Here is an 11,771-nt window from a genome sequence, read left to right on the forward strand (position 1 = left end):
TCAAGATTACGAGCCTCACCCCATTCGAGATTACGAAAGTACTTCACTCTAGAAGTATTTCACCCCCGAATCACAAACCTCTCCGACTACGCACCGCCTGCGCCAACCCATGAAGTAGCACATTCGTGTCATCCCATGAAATACAGCGATCAGTTACGGACTTACCGTATTCTAATTGTTCGAGTGGAGCCGCTTTCTGGTTGCCTGCTTGAATAAAGCTTTCCATCATAATTCCAGAAATCCCCTGCTCACCGACAGCTAAACGTTGCGCAATATTGCGCACTACCCGAGCTTGTTGCACTTCATCTTTGCCGGAGTTGCCATGAGAAGCATCAATAATCAAACCATGCGCTCCAACGCTGTTCTCATCTAAAACAGCGCGAGCATCTACAAGCGCTTTTCGAACTGAATCAGCATCATAATTTGACCCTGAACTCGACCCACGTAATACCACGTGGCAATCAGGATTACCTAAAGTTTCTACTGCCGCAGCTCTTCCTTGGTGGTCAATACCAAAGAAGGTATGCTGTTGCGCAGCGGTATAAACGCTATCTACAGCAGCTTGCACAGAACCGTCAGTCGCATTCTTAAAGCCCACCGGCATAGATAATCCGGAAGCCAACTGACGATGCACCTGACTTTCCGTGTTCCGCGCACCAATAGCACCCCACGTCACAGCATCAGCAATATATTGCGGAGAAGTCGGCTCTAAAAATTCAGTAGCAGCAGCCACCCCTGCATCCAACACACTTAACAAGGTATGTCGAGCTAAAAGCAAACCTTTATTTATCTGATGCGTGCCATCTAAATCAGGGTCGTTAATCAGACCTTTCCATCCAATCGTTGTGCGCGGTTTCTCAAAATACACGCGCATAACTATGAGTAAATCATCCTCCAGCTCCTCGCGAACCTGCGCTAAACGCTGCGCATAGTCAAGAGCTGCACGCGGATCATGAATAGAGCATGGTCCCACAAGAACAAGCAGACGATCGTCGTCACCAGCAAGAACGCGACGAGTTTCCTCACGAGATTCCACCACTAACTGGCATGCTTGCTCGCTTAACGGCATAGATTGCAAGACTTCAGCAGGCGATGGCAGCACGTCCAGCTCCAATACTCGCCTGTTAATAATCGGCGCTAAACCCACCTCATCTTCCCAACGCGAAATAGAAGCGAGGTTCAGCGGATTACTTTCATGCGATTGATTGAGCTGTTCGTGCAAAAACGCACGGTTTCGAGCCGCTTCCTGAGCATGGCGTTCTAAAGCTTCAGTGGTTGCTTCTGACTTACTTTCCGGCATACATTTAGTGTAACGCACGACGCTCACGAATGGCAGCACTTAAGGTGTGCAGTAACTCATTCGTTCGTTCCCACGAAACACAACTATCGGTAATTGATTTTCCATAGACTAACTCGTCTAAACGCCCTGGACTTTGATGTCCTGCTTCAATAAAGCTTTCAATCATAACGCCGGAAATTCCCTGCTCACCGGCGGCAAGGCGTGCAGCAATTTCTTCAACAACTTGTGCTTCTCGCACCTCGTTTTTACCGCAATTTCCGTGAGCGGCATCAATAATCAAACCATGAGAAGCTGCATAAGGCGCATTAGATTCCTGTAAATATTCCAAGGCTTGGGCAACGCTATCGGCATCGTAATTTGGACCATGAATAGAGCCTCGTAAAATCACATGACAATCAGGATTGCCCAAAGTTTCAGCAGAAATAACGGAACCATCCACATTAACAGAAAGGAAGTGATGCTCATTAGCAGCCGCATAGCAGGAATCTGCAGCAACTTTCACATTACCATCGGTGGAGTTCTTAAAACCGACTGGCATAGATAAACCGGAAGCTAACTGACGATGCACCTGGCTTTCCGTATTACGCGCGCCAATAGCACCCCAACTAATAGCATCAGAAATATATTGAGGTGTAATAGGATCGAGGAATTCAGTTGCTGTTGGCAAACCAATATCTACAATATCAACAAGCACTTTGCGGGCAAGCCACATGCCTTTGCGAATATTAAAAGTACCGTTCAAATCAGGGTCATTAATTAAACCCTTCCACCCAATAGTGGTACGTGGCTTTTCAAAATATACGCGCATAACAACGCAAATATCTTCGCGAAGTTCTTCTGCTACTGCTTGCAGACGACGCGCGTAGTCGAGGGCAGCCTTCGTGTCGTGAATAGAGCATGGCCCCGCAATCACCAGTAATCGGTCATCTCGACCATGCAAAATATCTCGAATAGCGGTACGAGATTCACGCACACGCTCAACCAGCTCAGGGTTCAAAGGAATTTCGTTAATAAAAGCACGAGGCGCAGGAATAGGGTCAAGCTGACGAATATTGACGTCAACTGTTTCTGGCAACACCGCTTCGCGTCCGAGCTGAACGCTGTTGTCATCCTCGAAAGGACCATGCATATGCATCATTTTTCCTCGTCCCTTTACTCAAATTTATTACTGTTTTACCTTATGACTTAGCTTTTCTATTTATCCGCTCAGTTCTGTCGGATTGACAGCACCTGCTAAGCGAACGCCTACTGTACAGTAAGAACTTTTCTGGCGCGCTCTCTCAAGCGCTCTGGGTACTGGTACAGAAGGCAGACAGCGCGGAGAAGAACAAAGGCGATGCAGTCTGCTAATGCACACTGCACCCACCCAGAACGAGCGCCACAAGCCTGCATATGTTAAGCGCGCATGAGATTGCTACTCATCTACACATGCCTGCTCGTAAGCGCTCAATCTTCTCCAGCGCATAAGCAGAAATCTGCTTATGCCAAAGCTCCCATAGGATCCCATGCTGGCAGCATGATTGGTTCCTCTTCCAATGCTGCCTGATACTCAGCTGGCAGCATGAACTTCGGCACAGCTACTTCGTAGACGAACTCATCGAACCAGTCGTCACTCATTGTGAAGTAGCCCTTGTCTGCAATATCTGTGCCCCAAGAGTTTTCCACACGCCAACGCTTGGTTGTGCCTTCAGCAGCCGCACCAGCTTCAACCGAAGCTTCAACCGAAGCCTCAGCATCACCAGAAGCATTACCAGAAGTTCCAGCAGCCACATCTACTCCAGCAAAAGCCATAGCGTGATTCATTGCAGAATCAGCAAAACGCACACGTTCTTCTTTATTCAAATCGAAGTCAATGTTGTACACACGACCATATTCAAATAAGTCAGTTGCCCAAGCACCCTCTTTACGGTCCATCATCGGATGGCAATCCGCTCCGAACCATACAGGAATACCCTGTTCTTGCATAATAGTGCGTGCGCACTGCTTCATGAAATCAGTATCCACATTCAGATATGCGGTTGGTGTTCCTCCCACCACATTGCCCAAATGTTCAATACCAATCATCTTGCCCTTAGGATGCTCGCTACGAGGATCGTCAACCAAGCAGACATAATCTTCCAAACCGGCAGTAACATACTTATTCCAGAATTCCACTGGAGTCATAGTACCTTCGTTATGGAAAACACCATCCTTATCGGTGTACTCCCATTCAAAAGATGTTGGAGGAGTTCCCAAATGAATAGTTAAAATGCGGTGTGCCTGTTCCACAGCCTCAGCAGCAATAGTTTCAGCCTGCTCAGGATGCGCATACATATGTGCCACAGCCTGACGCAAAGCCGCGCGCAGCTGCGTATTCATTTCGCCAGTATTCTGGCTAGACGCAGTTTCAGGGAAGAAATCTTTTGGCACAGCACCATACTTGGTGTAAATATTCATAGCCATAGTCCACTGACCGCCATCGCCCATCAAATCATGCAGAAGGAACTGCACTAAGCGCGAATCAGAAGCTTCACCGGCAGCAATCAACTGCTTCATATCTTCCATAAAGTAATTCGCGCGCTCAAGCTTATCGAAATACATGGCGTAAGACTGGCTGAATTCGAAGTCATTATCTTTCAAATTCATTTCACGCTTAGCAATAAAACGTGCCACATTGAGCGAACTAAATAACCAGCAACGACCGGAACGCTTCTGACTTGTTGCGCTACCATTGTCTACAACTGTGCTAAAACGGCGCGATAGCAAGCGAGCGCGGTCGAAGTTCTTAGCAGCCTCGTTAATACCTACTGAGGTGACTGCATTCATAGCAATACGGTTAGATTCACGAGCGTCGAAATTCTGGCGCAAAGCTTCGAGAGTGCTGGCACTCAGAGCTTTTTCAGACATAGTGCTCCTTCTTTGAAGAAAAAATACTTGTATATATAATTAAACCGTGCAGCATGAACACTGCACGGTTAAACTGTGTGCGCTGTGCTGAGCGCTTAAAGGCGAGTTGCTGTTTTACTCAGCATCGCTTACAGATTCAGAGGATTCAGCCTTGCTTTCGCTCGCATCTGTGCTCTGGGCATCTTCAGATTTATCTTCACTCTGCTCAGCAGCTGGAGCAGCCTCTGTGTTAAACAGGTTTGATCCGAAAGCATTAGCAAAGATTGAACGCAACTCATCGACGCGAGCAGTAATTGATGCTTCACGTTCTTGCAAAGCAGCAATACGAGTATTTAAGCCATCAATTTCTTCTTGAGCGGCTTCTCGACGTTCATCAACCAGCTCTTGAGCGCGCGTTTTTGCTTCTTCAATAATCTGCTCAGCCTCCGTCTGTGCCTTCTGACGGCTCGATGTTGCGTATTCATCAGCCTTCTTACGCACATCTTTAGCATCAGCAAGCAACTGAGTAGATTCTTCTTCTACTGTGGCACGACGAGCTGCCAAGTCTGCCAACATATCTGCTACCTTCTTGTTGGCATCTTCCTGGCTGGCTGCAATATCACGACGTACGTTCTCGGCCTCTTGTGCAACCTTTGCCAAGGTTTTTGCACGTTCTACATCAGCAGAATCAGTAATTTGGCGTGCCTGAGCATGTGCTGCATCAGTAATTTCTGATGCTTGACGTTTTGCATCAGACAGTAACTTGGCAACCTGTTCGCGCACATCAGCCAGTTTTTGATTTGCTAAGTCCAAAGCTTTTTGAATTTGATCGTTTGATTCGCTCTTCTTTGCTGCGATTTCATCGTCTGCAGTTTTGCGCTGCTGAGCGATTTCATCTGCTGCTTGAGCGCGTAACTGAGCAAGCTGTGCTTCCTGCTCAGAACGCTGAGCATTCAAGTTCTTATCGTGCTCTTCGCTCTTGGCGCTTAACTCCAGATCGAGGGTACGGCGCTGATCTTCACTTTCACGCTTTGCAGAGGCAACCAACTGTTCGCTTTCACTTTGAGCAGTGGCGCGCAGTTTATCTGCTTGCTCGTGTGCTTGGGCAATAGCTTCCGTTGCTTCTTTTTTGGCTTCTGCACGCATATTATCAGCATCCAGCTGAGCGTTATTGAGCAAAGTACCTGCTTCATTATGAGCATTATCGCGGATAGTTTGGGCATCCTGTTTAGCTCGCTCTAACAGTTCGCGGCTTGTTTGCTCTGCTGATGCGAGTAACTGCTGAGCGTTTGCTCCCAAAGCAGTAAAGGAATTTTGCTGCTGACCGCTATTCTTTTCGCGCTCTTCCTGTAGTTGAGCGTCCAACTCTAAAATACGCGCGTCATAAATCTTAATCTGCTCACGCAAACGTGCTGTATTTTCTTGAGCACGCATAAAAGCGTCGTCTACTCGTTCTTTATCGTAGCCGCGCAAAACAATAGGAAAATTATCAGCCATTGGTACTCCACTAGATTCATCTAGAAATTTATCTCACCGGTACATGACGCTATCATGCTTAACTGAAAGAATACATAAAATACATCATGTTTTCGCAAAGTAATTACAGCACCCACTATGCGGCGTGTCGATTGTATTCGAGAGCGGTGGTAATTATATCTCGAGCAGCATCCACCATAAGGTCTAACTTCATGCCTTTGGTGTATCCCACTGGCTTATCAACGTGCGGGAAAGACACAAAACCAGCGTAGGCATGCTCATGATGAGCCGTCCAATCTAACAGCTCGTAAAACAGCGAGTTGCACACAAAAGTTCCAGCATCTGAACTAAACGTTACAGGAATATCGTGCTGAGCAAAACGCTTACTCACCGCTTTTAGCGGTAAACCCGTCCAATAGGCGGCTGGACCATTATCCACAATGCGCGTATCTTTCGGCTGCGCATTATCAGCATCCGGGCGCGATGCGTCAATAATATTCGTTGCGCAACGTTCCAGAGCAATAGTGCGCGCATGAGTTTTTAATCCCGTTGCCAAAACCATTTGAGGTTGCACATCATCAAGAACCCTGTGCAGTGTTGGCCACGCATGAGCAAAACTTAAAGGCAGAAGAACGCTCGTCACCGACACACTCGCATTGTCTACTGTTATTCCTTCGTCAGCTATTGTTTCAGCTACTAAGCGAGATGGATTAACATCCACACCATCATAGGATTCAAAACCACAGATAACTACGCGCAAATTCTCCATAAGTATTTTCTCCTGCTCTAGTCCTCACCGTTAAAAATGCCGATACTTGCCAGATGGCGACCCGACACGTTTTTCTTCGCACGTGTAGAACGTCGGTAGGAATGCCATAGAGGATTTTCTAATGTGCACATTACATTGCGCATACTTGCTAAACGTTCTTGCACATCAGGACCTTCACCATCTGAGGCGCACAGCTGTGCTAGCTCCTCATCAGGAGCAAGATATTCAGTTGCTGCAGCAATACGCGGCAAAGAATCCACTAAATTATCTGTTTTAATCCTTGCGTGGTGAAGAGCAAAAAGGGCAGCCTTTTCTAAATCAATACCTGCACCGCCCCACCGCGTGATTGTTGCTGTTCCTGGGAAATGCTTTTCGAACTCCATAGCAATATCGTTGCCAACTTCATAGCATTCTGAGCAAATGCACGGACCTAAAGTGGCACGAATCTCAGCACGATCAGCACCCTTAAATTCCATAGCAGCAACCGTTTGCCCAATAATATCGTTGAGCAAACCCACACGTCCGCAATGAGCACTGGCATGCACATGATTAACTGGATCAACAAAAAGTACTGGTAAACAGTCAGCACCAAAAACGCCCAAGGTATCGTCTCTTGTGCTCACTAATCCATCGGCTTCTAACTCGTTAAGCTCAGCATCATCATTTACTTCATCAGCGAGAACTACTTCACCTGAATGAACTTGATGAACAGTGCGAACAGCAGAGCCAATCACCTCATGCAAAGCAGAGCGATTACGTGCCACAGCTTCATTATTATCGCCTTGACGAGCGCTCATATTGGCATAGCCGAAGCTCGCGTCACAGTAACCGCCCAAACGAGTTGAATACCATACGCGGTAACCTTCGGCAATGTCAATTGGTATAACAGCAGGAATAACTTCGTTCATATCCAGCATTGTATCTTACATATGTTACTGTGAGCTCAACCGCGGTTAAGCAGATCTAACTCGTCAGCGCTTAATTCCACACTATCGGCTTTCATGGAATCTAAAATAGTTGCGCTACGATGCGTGCCAGGAAGCACAAACATATGATCTCCCATAGCCAGCTCCCATGCCAGCACAATTTGCTGATAGCTCACACCATGTTCAGCAGCAACCTGCTTGAACACATCATACTTGCTCTCATCCTTAGGCTTGCGGAATCCTCCCAATGGACTCCACACCACAAAAGCTAAGCCGAGTTTGCGCGTATACTCTACGGTATCGAGGCTGTCTTTATAAATTGGTGAAAGCTGATTTTGTACAGCTACCAAAGCGTCTCCCAAAATAGAGCGAGCAATATCAATCTGCTCTACGCTAGCGTTAGAAATACCAATAGTTTTAGCCACACCTTGATCATAGAGGGATTTCATACCTTCAATGGACTCGTTGTATGGAACTTTAGGATCTGGACGATGGAAGTAGAGTAAGTCGATAGAGTCTACGCCAAGAGCGTGAGCAGACTGCTTACCGTACGTAATTAATGATTCTGGAGCACCGTTCACATCCCATGTTGGCACACCGTCAGTAAAATTTCGGAAATGACCTGATTTTGTGGCAACGAGCACTTCTTCGCGAGGTCCGTCCCAACTTGCCAGAGCTTCGCGAATAAGCTTTTCGTTATGTTGTTCTTCACCACCAGACATGTAGTATGCCCATGCCGTATCGAGATGACGGCAACCAGCATTTAATGCATCGTGAATAATAGCAATAGCTTCTTCGCGTGAAGGCTTCTTTTCAATCGATAATCCCATGCATCCTAAGCCGATTGCAGTGGTTGTGTATGATCCAATCTGACGAGTTAGCGCAGACATGTATGCCCCTTTGAAAATGTTGTGCTTGGTCTGTGCACCAGTGTACACCGCAGTACGCAAAAGAGGCAGAGCTTAAAGCTCTGCCTCTCATGCACCCATTTTAGTCTTCTACATCAAATGGGTCGAAGTCACGACGCACGCGGCGACGAGGACGCTCATACCGTTCTGCACGTTCTGCACGATAATCATCGTAAGAATCATCTACTGCATAACGTGGATTGTCACGGCGGGAACGACGCTCATAACGGTCGTCACGGTCATCGCGTGAACGGCGGGAACGACGCTCACGATGGTCATCATAGCGATCATTGTAACGGTCATCGCGGTCGTCACGGGAACGGCGACGTGGACGCTCATCGCGGTCACGGTCGTCACGGTCGTCACGGTCGTCACGGTCGCGACGAGGGCGGGATGGACGATCATAATCATCGCGTGAACGGCGGGAACGACGCTCACGTGGAGCACGCTCGGAACGTTCTGCAGTATTCTCCTGCTCCTCAAAACCTGGGATAGCCAAAGAAATCTTGCCACGTTCGTCCACAGACTGTACCACTACTTCAACGCTGTCGTTTTCCTTGAGAACGTCGTCTACAGCGTCAATACGCTCGCCGTTAGCAAGGTTACGAATCTGGGAAATATGGAGCAAACCATCAGTACCAGGTAGCAAGTTAACGAAAGCACCGAAGCTTGTAGTCTTCACTACAGTACCGTTAAAGGTTTCGCCTGCTTCTGGAACATGAGGATGAGCAATCTGATCAATAATCTTCTTAGCAGCTTCAGCAGCTTCGCCACCTTCAGAAGCAATATAAACAGTACCGTCATCGTCAATAGTTACTTCTGCGCCAGTATCTTCCTGAATCTGGTTAATCATCTTGCCCTTAGGACCAATGACTTCACCAATCTTATCTACTGGAATAGTGGTGGTAATAATGCGTGGAGCATATGGACTCATCTCTGCAATACCATCAATGCATTCAGTAATCACATCGAGAATGGTTGCGCGAGCTTCCTTAGCCTGCTGCAAAGCGGATGCCAAAACATCTGCTGGAATACCATCAAGCTTTGTATCAAGCTGCAAAGCAGTAATGAACTCAGAGGTACCAGCTACCTTAAAATCCATATCGCCGAAAGCATCTTCTGCACCCAAAATATCTGTTAGAGTCTTAAAGATGTGCTGACCGTCAATATCGCCGGATACCAAGCCCATAGCAATACCGGCAACCGGAGCCTTAATTGGCACGCCGGACGCCATCAAAGACAACGTAGATGCGCATACGGAACCCATAGATGTGGAACCGTTAGAACCAATAGCTTCCGACACCTGACGAATAGCATATGGGAACTCTTCGCGGCTTGGAAGAACTGGAACCAAAGCACGCTCAGCCAGAGCACCGTGACCAATTTCGCGACGCTTAGGAGAACCTACACGACCAGTTTCACCTGTGGAGTATGGAGGCATCTCATAGTTGTGCATGTATGTCTTGGTGGTTGGACCAGACAAAGCATCTACCTGCTGTTCCATCTTCAGCATGTTGAGCGTAGTTACACCCAAAATCTGGGTTTCACCACGCTGGAACAAAGCAGAACCGTGAACGCGAGGAATAACGTCTACCTCTGCAGACAGGGTTCGAATATCGCGCAAACCACGACCATCGATACGGTAATCTTCGGTGAGGATACGACGGCGAACAATCTGGCGCTGCAGTTCCTTGAATGCGTTGCCGATCTCCTTGTCTTTCTCTGCCTCATCCATGTCTTGGAATTCAGAAGCGAGAGTATCCTTTACCACCTGCTTAATCTCAGAAATGCGATCCTGACGTGGCAGCTTTTCTGCGATAGACAAAGCTTCGTTCAAATCTGCGTGAGCAATCTCGTCGATGCGAGCGTAGAGTTCGTCTGTGTACTCTGGGAAGAGCTGGAACTCCTTGGTATCCTTAGCAGCCAGAGCCTTCAACTCGTTCTGAGCTTCGCACAGAACCTTAATGAATGGCTTAGCAGCTTCCAAACCGCCTGCTACAACAGTCTCATCTGGCTTGGTCTGGCCTTCTGTATAAATGAGGTTCCATGCGTTCTTGCCAGCACCTGCTTCAATCATAGCGATAGCAACATCGCCATTTTCAATAACGCGACCAGCAACAACCAGCTCAAATACAGCGCGTTCACGCTCAGACCAGCGTGGGAAAGCAACCCACTGACCATCAATCAAAGCCAAACGCAAACCAGATACTGGACCGCTAAATGGCAAACCAGAGATCATAGTCGATGCAGATGCAGCATTCATGGCAACCATGTCATATGCATCATCTGGGTGAATAGACAAAACAGTTTCCACAACCTGCACTTCGTTACGAAGAGTGTGTGGGAAGAGTGGGCGCAATGGGCGGTCGATAATACGAGCGGCCAAAGTTGCTTCTGTAGATGGACGACCTTCGCGGCGGAAGAAGGAGCCAGGAATCTTACCTGCTGCATACATCTTCTCTTCAACATCTACAGTTAATGGGAAGAAATCATAATTTTCCTTTGGGCTGCTACCAGCGGTGGTGGTAGACAGAATCATGGTTTCTCCGTCAAGATAAGCTGCTACTGCCCCATCAGCTTGCTGGGCGAGACGTCCCGTCTCGAAGCGAATTGTGCGCTTGCCAAATGCGCCGTTATCGATAACGGCTTCTACTGCTTTAATTTCGGGACCCTGCAAGGGTTCCTCCTTATTTATTTCAACTACCTCTTTGCTTCTTTCTTTTGCATTCAGTGGGGAGACCCTCTCCCCGATTGGTACCTACGTCTGTAATGCAAAAAGAGCCCAAGCTTATAGAAGCTTGGGCACAGAAGACTTTTAGTGACGCAAACCGAGGCGTTCAATCAAAGAACGGTAACGGTTAATGTCTACATCGCGCAAATATCCAAGCAGACGACGACGGTCACCAACCATAAGCAAAAGACCACGACCAGAGTGGTGATCATGCTTGTGCTCCTTCATGTGAGCAGTCAAATCGTTGATGCGCTTGGTGAGCAATGCAACCTGAACTTCAGGGGAACCTGTGTCACCCTCGTGAGTTGCATACTCAGCAATAATTGCGTTCTTTTCTTCCTTAGAAAGTGCCATAGCATTCTCCCTTATGTTAGCTGCGCGGTGCCCCATCCCTATGATGAAGCGCTCTTTATCCGCGGGCGAAACACGCCAAGAAATAAGTGTATACGAAGCGCCATACAAAATGAGGAGCGCGGAGTTCTTCGTGATGCTTAGGGACATGAGGTATTCGGGGAGGCGAATCAGGCTTAATGGTTCTTCGGACTTAGTGGGGTTGTGTATGTTTTTCAACTTTTCTGTTTTTAGCGGTGTTGAGCAGAAGATGTTGCCCAGTAGGTTCCAGTTGATTCCTCCGGCTGTCAAGTGTCAAGACATCGCCCGGTGTGAAGATGGTTTGGTTTATTTTCTTTTGTTGTCATGGGTGAACAACCCTAGTCATATACGCGCAACCGATATGCCACTTTTGAAACCATTTTTGCCCATCAAAACTGGCATAACAGGTGTATGAATCGGTTAA

The 11,771-nt window shown here is 47.6% G+C and carries 9 protein-coding genes; all 9 read right to left on the reverse strand.

What is annotated here, in order from left to right:
- Window positions 1–70: 70 nt before the first annotated feature.
- On the reverse strand, window positions 71–1,300 hold the full coding sequence (locus G464_RS0107245) for a 3-deoxy-7-phosphoheptulonate synthase (protein ID WP_080651183.1): 1,230 nt from the start codon (window positions 1,298–1,300) through the stop codon (window positions 71–73).
- 4 nt (window positions 1,301–1,304) lie between these two features.
- Complete coding sequence (locus G464_RS0107250) at window positions 1,305–2,438, reverse strand: 3-deoxy-7-phosphoheptulonate synthase (RefSeq protein ID WP_026472687.1); 1,134 nt, start codon at window positions 2,436–2,438, stop codon at window positions 1,305–1,307.
- 341 nt (window positions 2,439–2,779) lie between these two features.
- Entirely contained in the window at window positions 2,780–4,186 is a 1,407-nt protein-coding gene (locus G464_RS0107255; protein ID WP_022857310.1) for a C1 family peptidase, read from the reverse strand.
- Between the two features lie 114 nt (window positions 4,187–4,300).
- On the reverse strand, window positions 4,301–5,662 hold the full coding sequence (locus G464_RS0107260; protein WP_022857311.1) for a coiled-coil domain-containing protein: 1,362 nt from the start codon (window positions 5,660–5,662) through the stop codon (window positions 4,301–4,303).
- A 115-nt stretch (window positions 5,663–5,777) separates the two neighbouring features.
- Window positions 5,778–6,410, reverse strand: coding sequence for a pyroglutamyl-peptidase I (locus tag G464_RS0107265; RefSeq protein ID WP_021618709.1), 633 nt, complete (start codon window positions 6,408–6,410; stop codon window positions 5,778–5,780).
- Between the two features lie 17 nt (window positions 6,411–6,427).
- Window positions 6,428–7,318: a purine nucleoside phosphorylase YfiH/LACC1 family protein gene (locus tag G464_RS09390; RefSeq protein WP_162138586.1), complete on the reverse strand. Its 891-nt coding sequence runs from the start codon at window positions 7,316–7,318 to the stop codon at window positions 6,428–6,430.
- Window positions 7,319–7,353: 35 nt separating this feature from the next.
- Complete coding sequence (locus tag G464_RS0107275) at window positions 7,354–8,226, reverse strand: aldo/keto reductase (protein WP_022857313.1); 873 nt, start codon at window positions 8,224–8,226, stop codon at window positions 7,354–7,356.
- Between the two features lie 100 nt (window positions 8,227–8,326).
- A complete protein-coding gene (locus G464_RS0107280; RefSeq protein WP_022857314.1) occupies window positions 8,327–10,921 on the reverse strand; it encodes a polyribonucleotide nucleotidyltransferase in 2,595 nt (864 codons plus the stop codon).
- A gap of 138 nt (window positions 10,922–11,059) precedes the next feature.
- Window positions 11,060–11,329: a 30S ribosomal protein S15 gene (gene rpsO, locus G464_RS0107285; RefSeq protein ID WP_022857315.1), complete on the reverse strand. Its 270-nt coding sequence runs from the start codon at window positions 11,327–11,329 to the stop codon at window positions 11,060–11,062.
- Window positions 11,330–11,771: the final 442 nt, after the last annotated feature.

Source organism: Alloscardovia omnicolens DSM 21503, from assembly GCF_000420505.1.
Taxonomy (GTDB): domain Bacteria; phylum Actinomycetota; class Actinomycetes; order Actinomycetales; family Bifidobacteriaceae; genus Alloscardovia; species Alloscardovia omnicolens.